At 63.5% G+C, this 21536-nt stretch carries 21 protein-coding genes; 7 read left to right on the forward strand and 14 right to left on the reverse strand.

Annotated features, from left to right (window positions below; all coding sequences use genetic code 11):
• Positions 1-11 precede the first annotated feature (11 nt).
• Positions 12-716, reverse strand: coding sequence for a fumarylacetoacetate hydrolase family protein (locus tag DS839_RS31415; protein WP_119274499.1), 705 nt, complete (start codon positions 714-716; stop codon positions 12-14).
• Entirely contained in the window at positions 713-1315 is a 603-nt protein-coding gene (gene pncA / locus DS839_RS31420; RefSeq protein WP_119274500.1) for a bifunctional nicotinamidase/pyrazinamidase, read from the reverse strand. The genes DS839_RS31415 and pncA overlap by 4 nt, the downstream gene beginning before the upstream one ends.
• A gap of 71 nt (positions 1316-1386) precedes the next feature.
• Between pncA and DS839_RS31425 the strand changes: the two genes are divergently transcribed.
• Positions 1387-1758: a VOC family protein gene (locus DS839_RS31425; protein ID WP_119274501.1), complete on the forward strand. Its 372-nt coding sequence runs from the start codon at positions 1387-1389 to the stop codon at positions 1756-1758.
• Here DS839_RS31425 and DS839_RS31430 read toward each other — a convergent pair.
• From DS839_RS31430 to DS839_RS31460, 7 genes are all read right to left on the reverse strand, one after another.
• Positions 1755-2207, reverse strand: coding sequence for a hypothetical protein (locus DS839_RS31430; protein ID WP_368912028.1), 453 nt, complete (start codon positions 2205-2207; stop codon positions 1755-1757). The genes DS839_RS31425 and DS839_RS31430 overlap by 4 nt on opposite strands.
• A gap of 19 nt (positions 2208-2226) precedes the next feature.
• Positions 2227-3399 carry a Gfo/Idh/MocA family protein gene (locus tag DS839_RS31435; RefSeq protein ID WP_119274502.1) on the reverse strand — a complete coding sequence of 391 codons (1173 nt, stop codon included), beginning with the start codon at positions 3397-3399 and terminating at the stop codon, positions 2227-2229.
• A 33-nt stretch (positions 3400-3432) separates the two neighbouring features.
• Positions 3433-4488, reverse strand: a complete 1056-nt coding sequence (locus DS839_RS31440; RefSeq protein ID WP_119274503.1) for a sugar phosphate isomerase/epimerase family protein — start codon at positions 4486-4488, stop codon at positions 3433-3435.
• A 171-nt stretch (positions 4489-4659) separates the two neighbouring features.
• Positions 4660-5970, reverse strand: coding sequence for a xylose isomerase (gene xylA / locus DS839_RS31445; protein WP_119274504.1), 1311 nt, complete (start codon positions 5968-5970; stop codon positions 4660-4662).
• Positions 5971-5973: 3 nt separating this feature from the next.
• Positions 5974-7425, reverse strand: coding sequence for a xylulokinase (gene xylB, locus DS839_RS31450; RefSeq protein WP_119274505.1), 1452 nt, complete (start codon positions 7423-7425; stop codon positions 5974-5976).
• A gap of 8 nt (positions 7426-7433) precedes the next feature.
• Positions 7434-8459: a LacI family DNA-binding transcriptional regulator gene (locus tag DS839_RS31455; RefSeq protein ID WP_119274593.1), complete on the reverse strand. Its 1026-nt coding sequence runs from the start codon at positions 8457-8459 to the stop codon at positions 7434-7436.
• 112 nt (positions 8460-8571) lie between these two features.
• Positions 8572-9528 (reverse strand): glucokinase, encoded by a 957-nt coding sequence (locus tag DS839_RS31460; protein WP_119274506.1) that lies wholly within the window; start codon positions 9526-9528, stop codon positions 8572-8574.
• Between the two features lie 127 nt (positions 9529-9655).
• Here DS839_RS31460 and DS839_RS31465 point away from each other — a divergent pair, with 127 nt between their 5' ends.
• From DS839_RS31465 to DS839_RS31485, 5 genes are all read left to right on the forward strand, one after another.
• Positions 9656-10657 carry a BMP family protein gene (locus DS839_RS31465; RefSeq protein WP_119274507.1) on the forward strand — a complete coding sequence of 334 codons (1002 nt, stop codon included), beginning with the start codon at positions 9656-9658 and terminating at the stop codon, positions 10655-10657.
• 47 nt (positions 10658-10704) lie between these two features.
• The gene (locus DS839_RS31470) at positions 10705-12222 is read left to right on the forward strand and encodes an ABC transporter ATP-binding protein (RefSeq protein WP_119274508.1); all 1518 of its coding nucleotides are present in this window, start codon (positions 10705-10707) and stop codon (positions 12220-12222) included.
• Positions 12212-13261, forward strand: coding sequence for an ABC transporter permease (locus DS839_RS31475; protein WP_119274509.1), 1050 nt, complete (start codon positions 12212-12214; stop codon positions 13259-13261). The genes DS839_RS31470 and DS839_RS31475 overlap by 11 nt, the downstream gene beginning before the upstream one ends.
• Positions 13262-13264: 3 nt before the next feature.
• Positions 13265-14206 (forward strand): ABC transporter permease, encoded by a 942-nt coding sequence (locus DS839_RS31480; RefSeq protein ID WP_119274510.1) that lies wholly within the window; start codon positions 13265-13267, stop codon positions 14204-14206.
• 84 nt (positions 14207-14290) lie between these two features.
• A complete protein-coding gene (locus DS839_RS31485) occupies positions 14291-15166 on the forward strand; it encodes an SMP-30/gluconolactonase/LRE family protein (protein ID WP_119274511.1) in 876 nt (291 codons plus the stop codon).
• A gap of 14 nt (positions 15167-15180) precedes the next feature.
• Here the strand turns inward: DS839_RS31485 and DS839_RS31490 are convergent, their stop codons facing one another.
• The gene (locus DS839_RS31490) at positions 15181-16008 is read right to left on the reverse strand and encodes an N-acyl homoserine lactonase family protein (protein WP_119274512.1); all 828 of its coding nucleotides are present in this window, start codon (positions 16006-16008) and stop codon (positions 15181-15183) included.
• Between the two features lie 130 nt (positions 16009-16138).
• Here DS839_RS31490 and DS839_RS31495 point away from each other — a divergent pair, with 130 nt between their 5' ends.
• Positions 16139-17014: a helix-turn-helix domain-containing protein gene (locus DS839_RS31495; RefSeq protein ID WP_119274513.1), complete on the forward strand. Its 876-nt coding sequence runs from the start codon at positions 16139-16141 to the stop codon at positions 17012-17014.
• A 27-nt stretch (positions 17015-17041) separates the two neighbouring features.
• Here DS839_RS31495 and DS839_RS31500 read toward each other — a convergent pair whose 3' ends face one another.
• The 4 genes from DS839_RS31500 to DS839_RS31515 form a co-directional block, all read right to left on the reverse strand.
• Positions 17042-17569, reverse strand: coding sequence for a hypothetical protein (locus DS839_RS31500; protein WP_119274514.1), 528 nt, complete (start codon positions 17567-17569; stop codon positions 17042-17044).
• A 61-nt stretch (positions 17570-17630) separates the two neighbouring features.
• Complete coding sequence (locus DS839_RS31505) at positions 17631-19595, reverse strand: mechanosensitive ion channel family protein (RefSeq protein ID WP_119274515.1); 1965 nt, start codon at positions 19593-19595, stop codon at positions 17631-17633.
• 87 nt (positions 19596-19682) lie between these two features.
• The gene (locus tag DS839_RS31510) at positions 19683-20702 is read right to left on the reverse strand and encodes a HupE/UreJ family protein (protein ID WP_119274516.1); all 1020 of its coding nucleotides are present in this window, start codon (positions 20700-20702) and stop codon (positions 19683-19685) included.
• Entirely contained in the window at positions 20699-21532 is an 834-nt protein-coding gene (locus DS839_RS31515) for a peptidylprolyl isomerase (RefSeq protein ID WP_162918930.1), read from the reverse strand. The genes DS839_RS31510 and DS839_RS31515 overlap by 4 nt, the downstream gene beginning before the upstream one ends.
• Positions 21533-21536: the final 4 nt, after the last annotated feature.

Genomic DNA, 21536 nt, shown 5'->3' on the forward strand with positions numbered 1-21536 from the left:
GGGAGAGGGGATTACGTCACCACCACGTCGAGCGGGGCAAGCCTGGCGATCTCGCCATGCAGCCGGTCGCCGCGCTTGACGGCGCCGACGCCCGACGGCGTGCCGGTGAAGATCAGATCGCCCGGCGCCAAGAGAAAGAGCTGCGACAATTCGGCTATGATGTCGGCGACCGGCCAGACCATGTCGGCGAGATCGCCCGTCTGGCGGCGCTCGCCATTGACATCGAGGGTGATGGCGCCCTTGGTCAGGAAGCCCGACTGCTCGATCGGCGTGATGGCGCTCAAGGGCGCGGCCCGGTCGAAGGCCTTGGCAGCCTCCCAGGGCCGGCCCTGCTTCTTGGCCTCGGCCTGGAGATCGCGGCGCGTCATGTCGAGGCCCGTGGCATAGCCATAGACGATGTCCTTGGCCTTGGCGGAAGGAATGTTCTGGCCGCCCGCCTTCAAGGCGACGACGAGCTCGATCTCGTGATGGACGTCGGATGTCAGCGGCGGATAGGGGAAGACGCCGTCGGTGACGATCGAATCGGGCGCCTTCTGGAAGAAGAAGGGTTTCTCGCGCTTGGGATCGCCGCCCATCTCGCGTGTATGCTCGGCATAATTGCGCCCGACGCAATAGAGCCGGCGCACCGGGAAGGTGCGGCGCGTCCCGACCACCGGCACGGCGGGCAAGGGCGCGAGATCGACCACAAATTCATAGACGCGTTCGCGGAGATTCATCTGAGCTTTATCCCTCTGTCGCGAAAGGAGGCCTTCGTTGCAGCGGCGCTGCCGGCAAGATCGATGGCCCGGCAGGCTTCTTCGATCACGATCGTGTCAAAACCATGAGCGACGGCGTCCTCGGCCGAATAGCGCACGCAGTAATCGAAAGCGAGACCGACGCAGACGATCCGCGTGAGGCCGCGCTCGCGCAAATAGCCGGAAAGACCCGTCGGGGTCGTGCGGTCGTTCTCGAAGAAGGCGGAATAGGAGTCGATCTCCTTGTGGTAGCCCTTGCGGATGACGAGCTGGGCCTGAGGGATGTCGAGATCGGCATGGAAGGCGGCACCCTCGCTCTCCCAGGTGCAGTGATCGGGCCATAGAGTCTGCGGGCCATAGGGCATCTCGATCTCGGAGAAGGGCGCTTTTCCGGGATGGCTCGAGGCAAAGGAAGTATGGTCTTCGGGGTGCCAGTCCTGGGTCAGGACGACATGGCGGAATCGGCTGGCGAGACGGTTGATGACCGGCACCACCTCGTCGCCTCCGGGCACGGCAAGGCGGCCGCCCGGGCAGAAATCATTCTGCACATCTGTGACGAGGAGCACTTCGCCGTCGCGCATAGGTCGCCTCGCAAATGAACGGACTTCGCTCTATGCTAGATTGTCCTTCATCGCAATGATTAATAGCTTCCATGGGCCTCCTCGCCATCGATCACATCCAGCTCGCCATGCCGGAAGGCCGGGAAGAGGCGGCGCGCCGCTTCTATGGCAGGCTCCTCGGCCTCAGCGAGGTGGAGAAGCCGGAGAATCTCAAGAAACGCGGCGGCTGCTGGTTCGAGAAGGAGGGGATCAAGATCCATCTCGGCGTCGAGAAGGACTTCCGCCCGGCCCTGAAGGCGCATCCGGCCTTCCTGGTCGAGGATCTCCGCCGTCTCGTGGCAAGGCTGGAACAGGCCGGTGTCGCGGCCCGCCGCGACGAGCCGCTACCCGGCTATGACCGTGTCTATGTCGATGACCCGTTCGGTAACCGGATCGAGCTGATAGAGAAAGTCCCCTCGGCCTAAGAGCTCTCGGGATCCCTGAACGCCATCTTCAGTTTTCCCGGAGACTCTGGCAACCAGACACTGCCGTCACCGCTGGCATCAAGAAACCCGGCACCGTGCTTTGCGGCAAGCCGGAAGGTCGCCTCATAGGCCGCGCCGGGATCGGACCAGGAGAACGCAATATAGATACTCTCCTTTTTGATGAAGTAATCCGCCGCGCGCTCGGTCTGCTCCAGCTCATCCAGGTCCGGGGCATAGGCACCATTCATGGCCGGAAATTCCTTGATCATCTCCAAGAACCACGCCCGCAAGAGGGGCATGGTTTGTGCCGGATCACTATAATCCTCGAACATGTCGCCGGCGGCGGCAGTATCCGCCTCGGCATCGGCATCGGCGTCATACCAGGCAAAGAACGCGGTCGGACCATCCGGCACTTTTGCTGGATCAAACACCATCAGATCGTAGCTCATCCCTGCCCCCGATCGATCTCTAAACCTTCGTCCACTTCCCGTTCTTCGCCGAAGACTTCTTGCAGGCCTCGATGAAGGCCATGCCGGCGACGCCGTCCTCGATGCCGGGGAACATGACCTCCTTGTCGGGCTTCTTGCCCGAGCGCCTGGCCCTGATGGCGCGGGCGGCCTCGGTATAGATATTGGCGAAGCCCTCGAGATAGCCTTCCGGATGGCCAGGCGGCACCCGGGTCATGCGGGCGGCCGAAGCGCCGGAGCCGGCACCGCCCCGGGTGATGAGCCGCATCTCTCCGCCGAAGGGGGTGAACCAGAGATAATTGGGATCGGCCTGCGTCCAGTCGAGCCCGCCCTTGGTGCCATAGACGCGCAAGCGCAGGCCGTTCTCATTGCCCGGCGCCACCTGGCTCGCCCACAGCATGCCGCGGGCGCCGTTTTTGAAGCGCAGCAGCACATTGACATTGTCGTCCACCTTCCGGCCCTTGACGAAGGTCGTCATGTCGGCCGCCACCTCGTCCAGCGTCAGGCCGGAGACGAAGCAGGCGAGCTGATAGGCATGTGTCCCGATATCGCCAATGGCGCCGCCGCCCGACTGCTTGGGATCGGTGCGCCAGGCGGCCTGCTTCTGGCCGCCCTTCTCGATGTCCTCGGTCAGCCAGTCCTGCGGGTATTCGGCCTGGACCAGGCGGATCTGGCCGAGCTCACCCTTCGCCACCATCTCGCGCGCCTGGCGGATCATCGGATAGCCCGAATAATTGTGGGTGAAGGCGAAGATGACGTCCTTCCTCTTGCCGAGCAGGCTCGCGAGCGACTTCGCCTCCTTCAGCGAAATCGCCAGGGGCTTGTCGCAAATGACATGGATGCCGGCTTCGACGAAGGCTTTCGCCGCCGGGACGTGGACATTGTTGGGCGTGACGATGGCGACCGCCTCGATGCCGTCCTTGCGCTTGCCCTCCGCCTTCGCCATCTCGCGATAGTCCGTATAGATGCGATCCGGGGCGAGACCAAGCTCGACGCCGGAAGCCCTGGCGCGCTCCGGCGATGACGAGAGCGCACCGGCCACGAACTCATACTGATCGTCCATGCGCGCGGCCAGGCGATGCACCGCGCCGATGAAAGCGCCCTGGCCGCCGCCCACCATGCCGAGCCTGATGCGTCCGCCCTGCTTGGCGTCGCTGCGCCCTTCGATAGACATGTCATTTCCTCCGGTTTGAACTCGATCCTGGTACTAGATGCCCAGCATGCGCCGGACCTGCTTCTCGTCGACCTCGCGGGCGGTGAAATCGTCGAAGGATTTCTCCGTCACCTTGATGATGTGGCTTTCGATGAAGGGAGCACCCTCGGCCGCACCCTGCTGCGAATCCTTCAGGCAGCATTCCCATTCGAGCACCGCCCAGCTGTCATAATCATAGGCGGCAAGCTTGGAGAAGACCGCGCCGAAATCGACCTGACCGTCGCCCAGCGAGCGGAAACGCCCGGCCCGGTCGACCCAGGGCTGAAAGCCCGAATAGACGCCCTGGCGACCGTCGGTGTTGAGCTCGGCATCCTTCACATGGAACGCCTTGATGCGCTCGTGATAGATGTCGATGAAGGCCAGGTAATCGAGATGCTGCAGCACGAAGTGGGAGGGATCGTAATTGATGCAGCAGCGCTGATGGCCGTTCACTTGCGCCAGGAACATCTCGAAGGTGGCGCCGTCGAAAATATCCTCGCCCGGATGGATCTCGTAGCAGACATCGACGCCATGCTTGTCATATTCATCGAGGATGGGCGTCCAGCGCTTCGCCAGTTCCTCGAAGGCCATGTCGATCATGCCGGCCGGGCGCTGCGGCCAGGGATAGAGGAAGGGCCAGGCGAGTGCGCCTGAGAAGGTCACATGCGCATCGAGGCCGAGATTGCGCGAGGCCTTGGCGCCCGCCATGACCTGATCGACCGCCCATTTCTGCCGCTCCTTCGGCTTGCCGTGAACGGCAGGCGGCGCGAAATTGTCGAAGGCCTCGTCATAGGCCGGATGCACCGCGACGAGCTGGCCCTGCAAATGGGTCGAGAGCTCGGTGATCTCCACCCCATGCTTCTTGGCGATGCCCTTGATCTCGTCGCAATAGGTCTTCGATTCCGCCGCCTTCTTGATGTCGAAGAGACGCCCGTCCCAGCTCGGGATCTGCACGCCCTTGTAGCCGAGGCCCGCCGCCCATTTGCAGATCGCGTCCCATGAATTGAAGGGTTTCTCGTCGCCGGCAAATTGGGCAAGAAAGATCGCCGGCCCTTTGATGTTCTTCGCCATTCCGTTCCTCCCTAAGTATCGAATCGACTCGCTACCCTCACCCTGAGGTGCGAGCGAAGCGAGCCTCGAAGGGTGTGTTGCAGCATGTTCACTTCATCCTGGTGGATGCTTCGAGGGCCGCTACGCGGCCACCTCAGCATGAGGGTGTTGAGAGAGATGGTCCACCGCTTTCTAAAAATAGGTGTTCACCAGATTCTCGAGAGCTTCCTGCCGGCCAGAGCGGGGCTTGGGATCGATGCCGTCCTTGAGCACGCGCCCGGCGATATCGGCGAGGCTCTCCTTGCCCGCAAGCATCGCCTTGTTCTTCGGCTCCTCCCATTTGGCATAGCGCTTGTCGACCTCGGCCTTGAGCTTGCCGTCCTCGACCATCTTCGCCGCCATGATGAGGGCGCGGGCACAGGTATCCATCGAGCCCACATGAGCATGGAGCAGATCGTCGGGATCGATCGACTGGCGCCTGATCTTGGCGTCGAAATTCATGCCGCCCGTGGTGAAGCCGCCGGCTTTGAGGATCTCATAGAGAGCGAGCGCCAACTCGGGCATATTCGTGGCGAACTGGTCGGTGTCCCAGCCCGACTGATAGTCGCCGCGATTGAGATCGATCGAGCCGAAGATGCCGAGCGCCGAAGCGAGCGCGATCTCATGCTCGAACGTATGGCCGGCCAGGATCGCGTGATTCTGCTCGATATTGACTTTCACTTCCTTCTCGAGCCCGTTGGCTTTCAGAAAGCTGTAAACCGTCGCTACGTCATAATCATATTGATGCTTGGTCGGCTCCTGCGGCTTGGGCTCGATCAGGATCGGACCCTTGAAGCCGATCTTGTGCTTGTAGTCGACGACGAGATTGAGGAAGCGGCCGGCCTGGGCGAGCTCGCGCTTGAGATCGGTGTTGAGCAATGTCTCATAGCCCTCGCGCCCGCCCCACATGACATAGTTCTCGCCGCCCAATTCCCGCGTGACATCGAGACAATGCTTCACCTGCGCCGCGCAGTAGGCGAAGACGTCGGGATCGGGATTGGTGGCGGCCCCCGCCATGAAGCGGCGGTTGGAGAACATGTTCGCCGTGCCCCACAGGAGCCTGACGCCGGTCTCGTCCATCTTCTTGTGGAGATAGGCGGCAATGGTCGAGACATTGCGGTTGAACTCCTTGAGGGAGGAACCTTCGGGCGCGATGTCGAGATCGTGGAAGGTGAAGAACGGGACGCCGAGCAGCCGCAAGGTCTCGAACATCACATCCGCCTTGCGGCGGGCATGGTCCATCTGGTCGCCCGGCTGATGCCAGGGCCTCAAGAAGGTTTCGCCGCCGAAGGGATCGAGGCCCGGCCAGCACAGCGTATGCCAGTAGCAGACAGCGAAGCGCAAATGCTCCGCCATGGTCTTGCCGAGAAGCTTGCGCCTCGGATCATAGAAGCGGAAAGCCAAGGGGTTGGTGCTGTCCGGTCCTTCATATTTGACCGGCTCGGTCACGGAATAGAAATTCATGGATCAGATCTCCCTGATGGCCGGATAGATTTGCACATAGCGCTCATAGGCATGTTCATAGGCCTCGCGCGCTTTCGCTTCCGGCTTGATGCTTTTCGCGATCCTGGGCGGCGTGCAGACCTTGCGGAAATTTTCACCCGTCGCCGCGATCAGGCCGAGCCGTGCTGCGCCAAAGGCGCCGCCGAAGTCACCGTCGGCCGGGACATCGACGGTGAGATCGAGTGCCGTGGCGATGATCTTGAGCCACAATTCCGAGCGCGAGCCGCCGCCCACGGCGGTGACCCGCTCGACCGTCGTACCCGCGGCCCTCAACGCCTCGAGACTGTCGCGGAAAGCAAAAGCGACGCCGTCGAGCACCGCATGGGTCAATGTCTTGGCGTCGGTCTCATGGCCGAGCCCCATCACGAGGCCGCGGATCTGCGCATCCGCCACCGGCGTGCGCTCGCCCGAGAGATAGGGGAGGAACAAGGCCGAAGACGGGCCTGACAGTGTCTTGCCGAGCGCCGCGGTGAGCTTGGGCGCCGGAATCTTGAGCAGGCCCGCCAGCCATTCGAGGCTCGCCGCCGCCGACAGGATCACGCCCATCTGATGCCAGGTGTCGGGCACCGCATGGCAGAAGGCATGCACGGCGCGCGCCGCATTGGGCATGAAGCGCTCATTGGAGACGAAGAGTACGCCCGAAGTGCCGAGCGAGACGAAAGCCTCGCCGGGCTTGACCGCGCCGATGCCGCAAGCGGCCGCCGGATTGTCGCCGCCACCTCCCGCCACCACCGGGAGCTTCGGCATGCCCCAGCTCTTGGCAACCTGCGTGGTCAGCCGTCCGGTCGCATCCGTGCCTTCGAAGAGTTTCGGCATCTGGTCGCGCGACATGTCGGTCGCCTCGAGGAGCTCATCCGACCAGGCGCGCTTTTCGATATCGAGCCAGAAGGTGCCGGAGGAATCGGACATGTCGGAGGCATACTCGCCCGTCATGCGCAAGCGCACATAGTCCTTGGGCAGCAGCACCTTCTTCACGGAATCGAAGACGCGCGGCTCGTGCTTCTTCACCCAGACGAGTTTCGGCGCGGTGAAGCCGGCGAGCGGGATGTTGCCGGCGATCTTGCGGGCCCGAGGCTCGCGCTCCTCGATGTCGCGGCATTCGGCGAAGGAGCGGGCATCGTTCCACAGGATCGCCGGCCGCAGCACCTTGTCGTCCTTGCCGAGCAAGGTCGCGCCATGCTGCTGACCGGAGAGGCCGATGCCTTCGACTTGCGCAATCGCTTTCGGCTTCTGGCGGGCGAGCGCCTTCACCGCCTTGCCGCAGGCCTTCCACCAGTCTTCCGGCGCCTGTTCCGACCAGCCGGGATGGGGCCGCGACACGCTCAATGCGGCAGAGGCCGAAGCCACGATCTTCTGCTTCTCGTCGATCAGCACGCCCTTGACCGATGAGGTTCCTATGTCGAGCCCCAGATACATCCCTCACCTCATGGCAGATTGTCGCGCAGGAATATGTCGATGCGGATGCGTTCCTGTGCCTCGATCAAGGGCGCATTGTCGGCCTTGGCGAGAAGCACGCGCACCGCACTTCTGACTTCGTGGCCGGCATCCTGGTTGATGATCGCATCGACCGTGCCCTTGATCAGCGCCTTGCGCGCATGATTGGTGAGCTCATGGGCGATGAAGACGATGTCGCGCTCACGCCGGGCCTTCTCCAGCGCGACGATGATGCCGCGCGTGCCGCCGCCGGCATTGTAGATGCCGATGAGATTGGGATGCTCCTTGAGGAGCTGGGCCGTCACCTCCTCGACGCGCTGCCAGTCGTCGCGGCCCTCGCGTACGGGGAGAATCGAGAGATGCGGATATTCATGGGTCATGATCTGCTCGAAGCCAAACTGGCGCTCGATGTGATCGCGCAGCGCCAATGATCCGGCGATGAGGCCGACCTCGCCCCTGCGTCCGCCTAAGAACTTGCCCATCAGGCTCGCGGCGGTGCGCCCGGCCGAGGTGTTGTCGATGCCGGCATAATGCACGCGCTTCGAGCCCGGCACGTCGGAGACGAGGGTGACGACCGTGACGCCGCGCTGGCTGAGCCCGCTAATCGCCTCACGCACACTCGGGTGATCGAGCGCCACGACGGCGACGCCGTCATAGATGTCGCCGATCTGGTCGAGGGTCTGAGCCAGCACATTGCCGTCGAAGACATCGGTCAGGCGCATGTCGATGACAACGCGCTCGGGCGCCATGCGTTCGGCGGCGGCGCGCACTTCCTCGCCGAGCTGCACCATGAAAGTATTGTTGCCGGTCGGCAGCACGAAGCAGAAACGGTAGTCGCGCGAGCGGGCGAGCCTGGCGGCCAGCCGGTCCGGCTGGTAGTTCAGCTGGCGGATGGCGGCTTCGACGCGCTCGACCGTGACCTTGCGCACGCCGGTACGGTGATTGAGCACGCGGTCGACCGTGGCGACGCTGACGCCTGCCGACTGCGCGACATCGAGGATCGTGATTTTTCCCATCTCGCGAAGCAGCTTGGACCACAAGCGGCGATCTTGTCAATTTTTGATGTGCGCCTATCAGGCTTTATGGCGAACTGTTAGAAATCCTCTAATGGTTCGATCTCATGTTCAGCTAGAGAGGCGGTTGATTAAGCGCGGCGGCGCAACCCTTGAAGGCGGGGAAATCGTCCATGATCACGTAAAGCGGCACGGCGTTGAGATCGAGGCGGCCCTTTTCCTCGAAGACCCGGCGGAACGACCCTTCCTGCAGTTTCTTGACGATCGACGGCGCGATGCCGCCCGCGAGATAGACGCCGCCTTGCGCCTGCATCATCATCGCCGCATCGCCGGCAAGGCGCGCCAGCCAGGTGATGAAGTGATCGAGCGTCTTCACCGCATCGCGATCGCTGCCGTTAAGTGCTGCCTGCAGAACCTGCTCGGGCGTCGAGAGTCGCGCCGGGCGACCGGCGAGGCGGGTAATCGTCCGGTAGATCAGCAGGAGGCCGCCGCCGGTGACGGCGAATTCCGATTCGAAGACGGTGCCGGGCTCGGTCATAGCTTCGCGCAGGTCGAATTCCTCCCGCGTCGCGACGGGCAGATTGACATGCCCGAGCTCGCCCGGCAGCGCCATCCACCCGCCTTGCGGCAAAGGCGCCAAAGCCGCCATGCCGAGGCCGGTGCCGGGACCCAAGACGATCTTCAGCCGGCGCGGCGGCAGTGCGGCGCCGCCGATCTGCACCAGATTGACCTCTTTCAAATGCGGGAGTGACAGCGCCAAGGCCTCGAAATCATTGAGAATGATCAGCCGCTCGGTCCTGAGACGGCCCTTCAGCTTGGGGCGGGAGATGATCCAGTCGCGATTGGTGAGCAGGAAGTCCTCTTCCATGACGATGCCGGCGACCGCGATCGCCGCGGCGGCGAGCTCGTCGATGCCCTGGCGGTCGAGGTAGGCGCGCGCCACGTCCTCGAGCGAGCCGAACTCATCGTTCTTCAGCCGCTCGATGCGCGTGATCTCGACCGAGCCTTGCGCGACCAGGCCGAAGCGCGAATTCGTCCCCCCGATATCGCCCACCAGATTGAGCTTCGCCATTCCGCATTCCCATCTTCGATGGCCGGAGCCTTAAAGCCATATTTTGCTGCAGACAACCCGACCCCGCCAATTGACAGTGCCGGAAGGCTTTGATCAACTGGTAAAAACCATAACAGTGGAGGGAACGATGCGTCTGTCACGGCGAGAGCTCATCAAATATGCAGGTTCGGCGGCAGCCCTGCCACTTCTGGGCGGAGCGACGGCTTCCGCCAAGGATGTGATCAAAACCGCGGCGATCTACACGGTGCCGGTCGAGCAGCAATGGGTGAGCCGCATCCATAAGGCGGCACTCACCGCCAAGGAGCGCGGCGACATCGACTACACCTTCTCGGAAAAGGTCGCCAATACCGACTATGAGCGGGTGATGCGCGAATATTGCGAGGCGGGCCATCAGCTCATCATCGGCGAAGCCTTTGCGGTCGAAGACGCGGCGCGCGCCGTCGCCAAGGATTATCCCGACCGCGCCTTCCTCATCGGCTCGAGCTTCAAGCCCGATGCCGCGGCCAATCCCAATTTCTCGGTGTTCGACAATTATATCCAGGATGCCTCCTATCTCACCGGCATGATCGCCGGCGCCATGACCAAGGGCAATATCGGCATGGTGGGCGGCTATCCCATCCCGGAAGTGAACCGGCTGATGCATGCCTTCAAGGCGGGCGTCGCGGAGACGAAGCCCGACGCCAAATTCCAGGTCGCCTTCATAGGCTCCTGGTTCGATCCGCCCAAAGCCAAGGAGACCGCCTTTGCCCAGATCGATGCCGGCGCCGACCTCCTATATGCCGAGCGTTTCGGCGTCTCGGACGCGGCCAAGGAACGGAAAGTTCTGGCGATCGGCAATGTGATCGACACCCAGGCGGATTATCCCGATACGGTCGTCGCCTCGGCCTTGTGGCATTTCGAGCCGACGCTCGATGCCGCCATCAAGGCCATCCAGGACAAGGCCTTCAAGGCCGAGGACTACGGGCAATATTCCTTCATGAAATTCGGCGGCTGCAGCCTGTCGCCGCTCGGTACATTCGAGGGCAAGGTGCCGGCCGATGTCATGAGCAAGGTCAAGGCCAAGGAAGAAGCGATCAAATCCGGCGCCTTCACCGTCACGATCGACGATTCGGAGCCGAAATCATCCTGATGAAACCCTCGCCCCGCTTCGTCATGCTCGCAGGGCGAGGGTAGAGAATGACCGACACCGTCCTCAAACTCGAGCGCATCTCGAAGCGCTTCGGGCTGCTTCTTGCCAATGACGCGATCTCCTTCGACCTGAAGCGCGGGGAGATCGCGGCCCTTCTCGGCGAGAACGGCGCCGGCAAGACGACGCTGATGAACATCCTCTTCGGCCATTATGTCGCCGATGAGGGCGCCATCAGCGTCGGAGGCCGAACGCTGCCGCCCGGCCAGCCGCGTGCCGCGATCGAAGCCGGCATCGGCATGGTGCATCAGCATTTCACCCTTGCCGACAATCTGACCGTGCTCGACAACATCATGCTCGGCACCGAGAAACCGTGGCGCCTCCATTCGGCGAAGGGTGACGCCCGCCGGCGCCTCACCAGATTGGCCGAGGATTTCGGCCTCCGGGTCGCGCCCGACAAGAGCGTGGCCGAGCTCTCGGTCGGCGAAAGGCAGCGCGTCGAGATCCTGAAAGTGCTCTACCGCGAGGCCCGCATCCTCATCCTCGACGAGCCGACCGCGGTGCTGACGCCGCAGGAAAGCCAGACGCTGTTCCAGACCCTGAAGAAGCTCACGCAAAAGGGCCTCTCCATCATCTTCATCTCGCACAAGCTCCATGAGGTGTTGAGCGTCTCGGACCGCATCTTCGTCCTGCGCTCGGGCAAGCTCGTCGCCGAACGCGCGACGCAAGCGACGACCCGCCAGGAGCTCGCCGAATTGATGGTCGGCCGGCCGATCGCCGAGCCCAGGATCGAGCCCCAAGCGCCGGGCGATGTCCATGTCGATGTCAGATCCGTCACGACAAGCGACGGTCTCGAGCGCGCCGATCTCACGCTCCATGGCGGCGAGATCCTCGGCCTCGCCGGCGTCTCGGGCAACGGCCAGACGGCGCTCGCCAATCTCCTGAGCGGCCTCACCCGCCCGCACAGCGGCTCTTTGCATATTTTCGGCGAGGATGCGGCCCACTGGACGCCCGACATCGTGACCCGCCGCGGCATCGCCCGCATCCCGGAAGACCGCCATGCCGAGGGCCTCATTGCCGACATGTCGGTCACCGAGAATGTGATCGCCGAGCTCTATCGCGAGGAGCGCTTCAACAAGCGCGGCTTCCTTGATTGGCGCGCCGCGGAAGGTTTTGCCCGCGATATCATCGTCAAGTTCGACGTCAAATGCCCCTCGCCTGTGGCGCGCGTGCGGCTCCTTTCCGGCGGCAATATGCAGAAGCTGATCCTGGGGCGCACTCTGTCGCTGACGCCGCGCTTCATCCTCGCCTGTCAGCCGGCGCGTGGATTGGACATAGGTGCCGTCGCCTATGTGCATGAGCATCTGATCGAAGCGCGTAAGCGCGGCGCCTCGGTGCTCCTCATCTCGGACGATCTCGACGAGATCCTGAACATCTCCGACCGCATCGCCGTCATCTATCGCGGCCGCATCTCTAAAGCCCTGGCGCGCCGGGACGTCAGCATCAAGGAGCTGGGCCTGATGATGGCGGGCCATGGCTTTGGCGAAGGAGAGGCGCATGCGGCTTGAACCGCGCGAGCAGCCTTCGCTCTTCGTCACCTTGCTCTATCCGGCGCTGGCGATCCTCGCCACGCTCGTCTTCGCCGGCATATTGGTGAGCTTCAGCGGCGCCAATCCCTTCTCGGTCTTCTTCCTCGTCTTCAAGGGCGCCGCCGGCTCGCAATTCGCCTTTCTCGAGACGCTGACCCGCGCCACGCCTTTGATCTTCACCGGCCTTGCCGCGGCCGTCGCCTTCCGCGCCAAGTTGTGGAATATCGGCGGCGAGGCGCAGCTCTATATGGGGGCGGTCGCCACCATCGTCTTCGGGACCGGGCTTCTGCCGTGGCCTTCGCCCATCCTGGTCCCGATCCTGCTCGTCGTCGCGGCGCTCGCCGGGGCACTTACCCTGCTCGGCCCCGCCTTCCTCAAGGTGCGCTTCGGTGTCGATGAGGTGGTGACGACCCTGCTCCTCAATTTCATCGTCATCCTGTTCGTGAGCTTGCTGCTCGAAGGTCCGCTCAAAGACCCGATGGGGCTCGGCTGGCCGCAGACCAAGAAGGTCATCGCCGAAGCGCAATTGCCCAAGCTCATCCAGGGCAAGCGGCTGCATTTCGGCTTCATCCTGGCGCTCGCCGCCGCCGTCGTCGTGTGGATCATCAATACGCGCATGGCGCTCGGCTATGAGATGAAGGCCGTGGGCTTCAACCCGCGCGCCGCGCGTTTCGCCGGCATGAAGGTCGACCGCATCACATTGAAGACGGCATTGCTCTCGGGCGGGCTTGCGGGCCTCGCCGGCCTTTCGGAAGTGGCCGGCCTCAAGGGCAATCTCACCCTCGATCTGTCGCCGGGCTTCGGCTATGCCGGCATCGTCGTCGCCATGCTAGCGCTGCTCCACCCTCTGGGCGTCGTCGCCGCGGCGATCTTCGTCGCCGGCATCTTCGTCGGCGCCGATGCGATGAGCCGCAGCGCCCAAGTGCCGAGCTATATCGCGCAGGTGATGGTGGCCACGGCCCTTCTCGCCATGGTCACGGCGCTCATGTTCACTCGCTACCGCTTGCGCTGGAAATAAGCGATGGACGCGCTCGAGATCCTGTTTTCGGCGACACTCTGGGCGGCGGCCATCCGCATCGCCTCGCCCCTGATCTTCGCCACTTTGGGCGAGCTCATCTCGGAGCGCGCCGGCGTCCTCAATCTCGGCATCGAAGGCATCATGACGGTCGGCGCCTTTGCCGGATGGTACACCGTCTATCAGGGCGGCGATCTGTGGCTCGGCGTCGTGGTGGCGGCACTTGCCGGCGCCGCCTTCGGCCTCCTCCATGCGGTGCTGGTCGTGCCGCTCGGCCTCTCGCAGCATGTGACCGGCATCGGCATCACGCTCTTCGCCGCGAGCCTCACTTATTACACCTACCGCCTGGCTTTCCCGGAAGTGACATCGCCGCCCAAGATCGAGCCCTTTGCGCCCTGGCCGATTCCGATCCTTTCCGACATCCCCTTCTTGGGCGAGGCCCTGTTCCGACAGACGCCGCTCACTTATCTCGCTTTCATCGCCGCGGGACTGGTCGGCTGGTTCCTTTACCGCACGCCCGCCGGCCTTGCGGTGCGCACCGCGGGCGAGAACCCGGCCGCGGTCGAGGCGCAAGGCATCGACGTCACCAAGGTGCGCATCGCCGCCGTCGTGGCGGGTGCCGCGCTGATGGGTATCGGCGGCGCCTTCCTGACGCTCTCCGCTTTCAACTCCTTCTATTTCGAGATGGTGAACGGGCGCGGCTGGATCGCGATCGCGCTCGTCGTCTTCGGCTCCTGGCGGCCGGGCAAGGCGCTCTTGGGTGCCTTGCTCTTCGCCGCCTTCGATGCCTATCAGTTGCGGCTCCAGCAGCTTGCCGGCAGCTTCGTGCCCTATCAGGTCTTCCTCATGCTGCCCTATGCGCTGTCGATCCTGGCGCTCATCCTCATGTCGCGCCGCGCCGCCTATCCGCGCGCCTTGATGATCCCTTATCGCAAGGGCGAGCGCTGAGCCGCGAGGTGATCAAGCGTGAGCCAGATTGACCGTTTTTCCCGGCGTCCGCCCCCGATAGGGTAATGAAAAAGGGAGGACACCATGCTGAGACTATTCTTCGCCATCTCGCTCTTTGCTTTCACAGGTGCGGCGCGAGCCCAGGACGCGAGCATCATCAATCCGCGCGCGCTCTTTCCCGAAGGTCCGGTGATGATCGGCGATGTGCTCTACTACACCGAATATGCCGGCCATACGGTGATGCGCTGGGACGGCAAGCAGAACACGCAGATCTGGAAGCAGGATGGCTGCGGGCCCTCCGCGGTGATTCCGATGGGCGAGAACTTCGCCGTCACCTGCTACGATTCCGGCAAGCTCGCCGTCATCTCGAAGGACGGCAAGGACGTTGCAAGCTATGACAAGGACGACGCCGGCGCCGCACTTGTCGGCCCGAATGACGGCACGCCCGACGGCAAGGGCGGCGTCTATTTCACGACATCAGGCCCTTGGGAGGCGGGACCGATCGTCGGCCGCGTGCTGCATCTCTCGGCCGGCGGCAAGGTGAGCGAAGCCGCAAACGATCTGCATTATGCCAACGGCATCACCTTCGGGCCCGACAAGCGGCTCTATGTCAATGAATCGGAGGCCGGCCGCGTCATTTCCTTCGCGGTCGATGACGCGGGCCGATTGTCCGATCGCCGCCTGTTCGTCAGGCTCTATGCCCTGGGTGAGCCGGCGGATGCCTATCCGGACGGCATCAAGCTTGGGCCGGACGGCAATTTCTATGTCGGCGAGTATAGCGCGGGCAACATCCTCGTCGTGACGCCGGACGGCAAGCTCGCGGCCAAGCATACGGTGCCGTCGGCCGCGTCACCCAATCTCACCTTCAGCGCCGACGGCAAGACCATGTATGTCATGGCCGTCGACAACAAGAACGGCGCGCCCTATGAGGGCAAGGTCTATGCGGTGACGCTCAAATAGGCGGCAAGAGGACATCAGCGGGCGCTCTTCGGAAAGGCCGGCAGCCGGCCGATATGCGTTTCGTCATGCTGGATGATGAGCTTGGCATGGAGGCTCGCGACGATCGCCGTGAGACGCTCCATCGAGGCCAGGCTTTCGCCGCGATCCCAGTTGAAAGGCGGCACGCCCCGGTTGGCGAGCTGCTCATGGAAATGCACCACATCGCCCGACAGCACGACAGGGCCCGTCTTCTCGAGCTTGACCAGCAGGCTCATCTCGCCAGGCGTGTGGCCCGGCATCTTCAGCATGACCACACCGCCATCGCCGAAGACGTCATGATCGCGATCGACTGGCTCGGCCTTGGCTTTGCCCTCGAGCCACGGCGCCAGCAATTTGGGCTCGACGCCAAAGGGCGGCGGCGGCAGCTTCAGCGCATCGAAATCCGCCTTGCCGATCAGGAGAGCGGCAGTCGAGAAGGAGACGGCCTGCCCGACATGATCGAAATGACTGTGGCTGATGCCGAGATAGGAAATCTGCGCCGGAGTGACGCCGATCCGGGCGAGCTGGGTCGGGATGTCGACCGCGAGCGTCGGCGAGAGGACGGCTTTCTCATCCGGCTTCGCACCGATAAGGGCTGAGGGCAGGCCGGCGTCCCACAAGAGATACTGAGCGTCGTGGCGAATGAGATAGCAGCTGTCCGTCAGTGACCGCTTCTTTCCGGCATAGGCGAAGCTGTCGGAGAAGAAGGAGAGGTCGCGCACCTCGATGCGGCCGCAATCGAGCCGCCAGAGTTCGAGATCGGCCCCTTGCGCTGCGGCCAGGGGAAAGGTCAGGGTGAAGGCGAGGGCGGCAAAGAACTTCATGGGCTTCTCCTTATGCGCCGCTGGTCTTGCCGGAAGGACGCCCTTGGGATGGGCCTGATTTTCGCGTCCTTGAGCCCGAAACGCTCACTTGCGTTGTTTTTTGCGGGCAAGCCCCGCGCTAAGATCGGCCATGGACTTGCCCAGCCCCCATCCGCAGGATCGCCTGCGCGCCAGATTGCATGAGCGCCTGCGCGGCTTCATGGCGCCCGCCGGCGCGGGCGTGCACAACCATGCCAGGAACCTGTTCTCCTACTGCGCCCTCCATCGCGAGCGCCTCGCGGCGATCAAGCTGCCGCATCCGATCATCGGCATCGTGCTGCGCGGCAGAAAGGAAGTCTGGCTCGGCGATGTGAGCCAAAGCTTCCCGCCCGGATCGGTCATCGTGCTGCCGCGCAACGTGCCCATGGACGTGGTGAATATCCCGGGCGAGACCGGCATCTATGAATCGCTCGTCCTGGAAGTGCCCGTGCTGCCCGAAGGCGTGGCCCCGCTGACGCTTGCCGAACGGCGCGGCCGCGAGGCGGTATCGCGCGCCTTCGGCATCACCTTGAGCGATGACCTCATCGAGGCCTTGAGCCATGCCGCGGCAACCATACGCGATGAGGCGATGAGCGAGACGGTGCAGGCGCTGCGCCTCACGGAAGTCCTGACGTTGCTGCGCCAGCTGCCTGAGGCGCGGGCTCTGTTCACCGCGAGCCTTGCCGAGGAAGTAGCCTGGCTCATCGGCAGCGACCCGACACATGACTGGAGTGTCGGCCATGTCGCCGGCGCGGTCGGGATCGGCGCTTCGACCCTCAGGCGTCGCCTGGCGGCGGAAGGAAGCTCGTTCCGGGCCATCCTGCGCAGCGAACGCCTGCGCGCCGGACACTCCGCCCTGGCGGCGGGCGCCTCGAGCCTCACCGCCGCCGATGCCGCCGGCTATGTTTCACGCTCGCATTTCGCCCGGCGCTATCGCGAAAGTTTCGGGCGATCGCCGAGCGGACGCGCGCTGCGCAGACATGCTTAGAGCGCGGTGGAGCTTATCGAGCTCCGATCATGACTGATGTCTCCTCGGTCGATCCATGAACAATATCTCACGGAGCTTGTTGCCGCCAACGGCGGCACCGAGTTCCGAGATGGCCAGATACGGAACGAGTATCAGCAATATGACCAGACACGTTGCGAGAAGCTCCGGCAACCTGTCGCCACCGAGCTCCGCGAATATTGCAGCGATGGATTTCCCATGAACCATGCCCATGATCGTTTCTTCAGCGGCTGAAAGCACGATCAGCAGGGCAAGATAGGCCAGCGCTTTGTATGCGATGCGGAAGGCTGTCCTGGAGCTTTCATGCCGCTCACCCACATGGGCAACTCGTCCGAGCAATATGAACTTCGCCAGGATCAACGCCTTGATGAGAGGCAGTCCGAATGGCAGATAGCTGATGCCTTGGGCACCAAGTATTGCCACTTTGTAGAGAACGAGCGCGCCGAAGCAGATGTAGAGATACACAGACAGAAGTGCGTAGTCGCGCAGCTCCTTCTTCACTCTTTCGGCGATGGTTGCAGAACTGTCGGCAGGCATGTTTCCCTTCCTCGGCTCGCAAGCTTCAGGTCGCGCCCGACGGGTCGCAGTCCTGGAAAAGTCATTCCCCGTTCCCCGCGGATTGCTCCGCCGCCTGTTTTCGTTTCATCATTTGCTGTCCGGCCGCCGCAGCCTCCCCACCACCCTCGACATGAACGGTCGGCATGGCGATCTTGATGCCGTTCTCGTCGAAAGCCTGCTTGATCATCATATAGGCGCGTCGCTTGATGGCGAACTGCGTGCCGGGCTTGGTCATGAGCTTCAGCCTCAGCACGATGGCAAAATCGCCAAAACTGTCGACGCCCTGCATCTTCAAGGGCTGCAGCGTATTGGCCGCAAATTCGGGATCGGCGGCCAATTCCTGGCCGATCTTCTTGATGAGCTTGCGGGCCAGCTCGATGTTCGAATCGTAAGTGACATTGATTGTCATCTTGTCGATCACCCAGTCGCGGCTCGCATTCTGGACAGCGCCCAGCTCTCCGAAGGGCACCGTGAAAATCGAACCACGGTGATGCCGCAACCTGACCGAACGCAGGCTGAAGGATTCGACCGTCCCTTTATAGCTGCCGCTCTGAATGTATTCGCCGACCCGGAATGCGTCGTCGAGCATGTAGAACACGCCGCTGAGAACGTCCTTGACCAGGGTCTGCGAACCAAACCCGATGGCGACGCCGAAGATGCCGGCGCCGGCGATCAGCGGCGCGATCTGCACGCCCATCCCGGCCAGGATCGTCAGGGCTGCAACGGCGGCGATGAGGGCTGCGAGAGTATTGCGAAAGATCGGCAACAATGTGCGCAACCGGCCGTTGCGCAGCTGCGCGTCGGGATCATTTCCCGCAGCAGCCACAACATCGATCCGGTGCGCGATCAAGGCCTTCGACAATTGCCAGACCAGGTCGGCGACGAGCAGCACGATGATGCCGTTGAAGAGGCCGGACATGACCACCGAGCCGGTCGCGCCCGCGCCAAGGGCGGCTTCCCTGATGCGCCAGATATAGGCAAGCCAGGCGACCGCCAGTCCTATGACAACCGCTCTGGCGCCCCGCACGATGAGCACCTTCATCATGACGCCAAAAGTATCGTTGCGCTGTGCTCTGTCGGCGAAGATCTGAGCGATGTTGCCGACGCCTCGGACCACGAAGGGCAGCACCAGGGCGTAGAGGCCGAGCCACAGCAGGCCAAGCAGCCCCGCCACCCAGGCCAGCCAAAGCACGATCAGATACAGGGTCATCAGCGCCTTGCGCGTGGGCGACGCACTCGCTGCGGGCCTGCGCCAGACGATCTCGATGGCGATTGCCAACATGCCCAGCCCACATAGAAGAGCCGTGAACCTCGCCGTGTCCACCGAAAAGCCCACGCTAGGCATAAGGCTGACAACGGCCCAGCCAAAAAGCAGGAGGCTCCCGATCAGGGTTACACGTTGAACCCAGAAGCCTCGTTTGATTTCGACTTCCGGCGACGCGTCGCCCGCGCGATCGACAAATGGCAGCAAGAGCAGAGTGGCGGTGCGCGCGGCGCGGAGGGCAATGAACGCCAGAAGCAATGTGAGCACGATCCGGCGCAACAACGGAGGCCAGTCGAGCACCAGGAACGATCCAACGCTGGCCAGTGCAAAGGTCGCAATGCCGACGACCTCGACGAGCGGCGCTCGCCCGGGCTCTCGCAACCGCATCATGGCGCGGCGAATGAGCCACTCGGCGCCGAACCCGACGGCGATGAGTAGTGCGAGAATCCCGGCAACGAGACCCGGTCTGCCCGAATTCACATCCCGTGAGATGACATCGGCCGCATTCGAGAATTCCTGAGGAATGCGCGGAAAGACACCGGCAAGCGCCGCAAGCCGAGCGCGAACCGTTGCCTCCCAGTTCGATATGGCGTCATCCAAGGATGCAGCCGGCTGTTCTGCTTGGCCGGAAGCGACTTTTCGCTCCAGCCACGCTTTCACCTCCGGGTCAGACATCAGATGCAGGAATTGCTGGGCTTTCTCGGGCGTCAATTCGGCCGGATCTGCCTGCGCCACGGCCATGCCGCTGAGAACCCAAAGGAAGAGCAGGCTCGCCAGCGACAACAGCGCTAAACGCGCGGATGAGAGGAAACTCGTCGTGACCGTCCCCTATGCCCAAAAGCCGGAATAGATGCGCTCGATCAACCAGAACGACGCGATGCCGCCGATGCAGTAGGCGCCGGCGAATCGCAGCCATGCCTGTGACCAGTACGCCCGGGGCCCGGGGAATGCCACTGAAATCCGATGGAGGATCGCGAAGAGCGCCATCGCGACCGCAACGAAAAGAAGCTGCCCGAGCTCGACGCCGAGATTGAAGAACAGCAGCGCCGCCGGAATGGCATGGGCCGGCAGGCCGACATCGCTCAGCGCGCCGGCAAAGCCGAGCCCATGCAGGAGCCCGAAGGCGAAGGCGATGAGCCACGGGAACCGAGAGGCAAGGCTTTGCCGGCCGCGCTCGGCATTCACGATTTCCACCGCGACGAGTGCGATGCTCAAGGCGATCAGGGCCTCGACCGGGGGCCCCGGCACATCGAGATAGCCGAGCGTCGCCGCCCCGAGCGTGATGCTGTGCGCCAGCGTGAAGGCGGTGATCGTCAAGGCGATGCGCTTCCAGCCCCGCACAAGCATGATGAGCGCCAGGACGAAGATCAAATGGTCGACACCAAGGAGGATGTGCTCGACGCCCAGCCACAGGTAAGCGACGGCCACCTGTTGCCATCCGGCGGCGGCGGGAACCTCGAATGAGGGGGCAGCCGGCGTGAGCCGCACCGTGCTGACTTCCCCGTTCAGTCTCTCAATTCGCACCAGAACGTCGGTCCGGCTCTCGGCCAGGCCGTCGATCGCGATCGTATCGCCGGTCAAGCCGGCCGGTGCGCGCACCGCCCAGCGTTCGACATAGGCATCGGCGAGAAAAACCCCTTCGCGCGGTGTCGACTCGATCGCACTGCGTGGCAGTTGCGGGGCGATCGCCAGCCGGCGCTCGCCCATGGCCGGAACCTTCCAGAAAACCGCATAGGCATCCGGCGCGGTCTCGGTGAGGGCGAGATAGGCCGGGCGCAAGTCGTGCGCCTGGGCTTGCCCAACGACGATGACCGCAAGAGCCCAGATGGCGAGGATCAGGCGGATCATTGCGCCGCCTCGGCGAGCTTGGAACCTTCCACGCTTATGACGTAACGGGCCCGCAGCCTGGCATAGAGCGCGTCGTTGGCGGTGATCTTGCGGCCGTGCAGCAGTTCCCGCCGCGCGACCTCGCGAACCTCCGCGAAGGGAAGCTCACGCGCCTCAATGCGCTCGCTTACGCGAACCAGATGCGTGCCATAGGCGGAAGCCACCGGGCCGCCCCATTCGCCGGGTCGGGCGCGCCCGATCCAGGTCGCGAAGCTCTCGCCGAAGGTTTGCGCCACATCCGATCGCGCGACGTGAGTGAAATCGAAGCCCGGGAGGAACGGGCTGCCGACCTTCGATGCGTCCGCCGCTCCGCCATTCAACGCCTGGCGCAGGCTATCCAGCTCCGCGACAGGGAGACCGGTGCTGAAATAGACATGGCTGAACGAGAAGCGCGGCTCGGACCTGAACCGTGCCGGGTGCTCCGCCACGAAGGCCTTCAATTCGACGTCCGTCGGCTCCGCATCGGCCGCCAGATCGGAGATGAACTCCATCTTCTGCCGCATGCGGCGGCGGATGACGGCGTCGTCGCGGTCGAGGCCCATGGCCAGAGCTTCCCGGTAAAAGACCTCGTCGCGAACGTAGTCGTTCACCAGTGCTTGCGATTCGGCGGCGGTCGGCGGCCGTTGCCAGGTGCGGCTGAAGATCGCCTCCATGCTGGCGATCTGCCCGGCGCTGACGACGATCTCGCCCTGCGCGGTTTCGCCGTCGCCGCTACGGGTCAGCTGAAAGGCGCCGAACAGGACGGCGCCGATCAGCAGGAAATGCAGGAGCGGTTCGCGCAAGAGTTTCATCATC

Source organism: Taklimakanibacter deserti, from assembly GCA_003574785.1.

What these genes read in the sequence shown, in the direction of transcription:
- pncA (WP_119274500.1), bottom strand. Translation starts at nt 1,315, where the DNA reads ATGCGCGACGGCGAAGTGCTCCTCGTCACAGATGTGCAGAATGATTTC.
- DS839_RS31505 (WP_119274515.1), bottom strand. Translation starts at nt 19,595, where the DNA reads ATGGCCGTGGCGCAGGCAGATCCGGCCGAATTGACGCCCGAGAAAGCC.
- DS839_RS31480 (WP_119274510.1), top strand. Translation starts at nt 13,265, where the DNA reads ATGGACGCGCTCGAGATCCTGTTTTCGGCGACACTCTGGGCGGCGGCC.
- DS839_RS31495 (WP_119274513.1), top strand. Translation starts at nt 16,139, where the DNA reads ATGGACTTGCCCAGCCCCCATCCGCAGGATCGCCTGCGCGCCAGATTG.
- DS839_RS31415 (WP_119274499.1), bottom strand. Translation starts at nt 716, where the DNA reads ATGAATCTCCGCGAACGCGTCTATGAATTTGTGGTCGATCTCGCGCCC.
- DS839_RS31500 (WP_119274514.1), bottom strand. Translation starts at nt 17,569, where the DNA reads ATGCCTGCCGACAGTTCTGCAACCATCGCCGAAAGAGTGAAGAAGGAG.
- DS839_RS31460 (WP_119274506.1), bottom strand. Translation starts at nt 9,528, where the DNA reads ATGGCGAAGCTCAATCTGGTGGGCGATATCGGGGGGACGAATTCGCGC.
- DS839_RS31430 (WP_368912028.1), bottom strand. Translation starts at nt 2,207, where the DNA reads ATGAGCTACGATCTGATGGTGTTTGATCCAGCAAAAGTGCCGGATGGT.
- DS839_RS31515 (WP_162918930.1), bottom strand. Translation starts at nt 21,532, where the DNA reads ATGAAACTCTTGCGCGAACCGCTCCTGCATTTCCTGCTGATCGGCGCC.
- DS839_RS31490 (WP_119274512.1), bottom strand. Translation starts at nt 16,008, where the DNA reads ATGAAGTTCTTTGCCGCCCTCGCCTTCACCCTGACCTTTCCCCTGGCC.
- DS839_RS31475 (WP_119274509.1), top strand. Translation starts at nt 12,212, where the DNA reads ATGCGGCTTGAACCGCGCGAGCAGCCTTCGCTCTTCGTCACCTTGCTC.
- DS839_RS31465 (WP_119274507.1), top strand. Translation starts at nt 9,656, where the DNA reads ATGCGTCTGTCACGGCGAGAGCTCATCAAATATGCAGGTTCGGCGGCA.
- DS839_RS31455 (WP_119274593.1), bottom strand. Translation starts at nt 8,459, where the DNA reads ATGGGAAAAATCACGATCCTCGATGTCGCGCAGTCGGCAGGCGTCAGC.
- xylA (WP_119274504.1), bottom strand. Translation starts at nt 5,970, where the DNA reads ATGAATTTCTATTCCGTGACCGAGCCGGTCAAATATGAAGGACCGGAC.
- DS839_RS31425 (WP_119274501.1), top strand. Translation starts at nt 1,387, where the DNA reads ATGGGCCTCCTCGCCATCGATCACATCCAGCTCGCCATGCCGGAAGGC.
- DS839_RS31440 (WP_119274503.1), bottom strand. Translation starts at nt 4,488, where the DNA reads ATGGCGAAGAACATCAAAGGGCCGGCGATCTTTCTTGCCCAATTTGCC.
- DS839_RS31485 (WP_119274511.1), top strand. Translation starts at nt 14,291, where the DNA reads ATGCTGAGACTATTCTTCGCCATCTCGCTCTTTGCTTTCACAGGTGCG.
- xylB (WP_119274505.1), bottom strand. Translation starts at nt 7,425, where the DNA reads ATGTATCTGGGGCTCGACATAGGAACCTCATCGGTCAAGGGCGTGCTG.
- DS839_RS31510 (WP_119274516.1), bottom strand. Translation starts at nt 20,702, where the DNA reads ATGATCCGCCTGATCCTCGCCATCTGGGCTCTTGCGGTCATCGTCGTT.
- DS839_RS31435 (WP_119274502.1), bottom strand. Translation starts at nt 3,399, where the DNA reads ATGTCTATCGAAGGGCGCAGCGACGCCAAGCAGGGCGGACGCATCAGG.
- DS839_RS31470 (WP_119274508.1), top strand. Translation starts at nt 10,705, where the DNA reads ATGACCGACACCGTCCTCAAACTCGAGCGCATCTCGAAGCGCTTCGGG.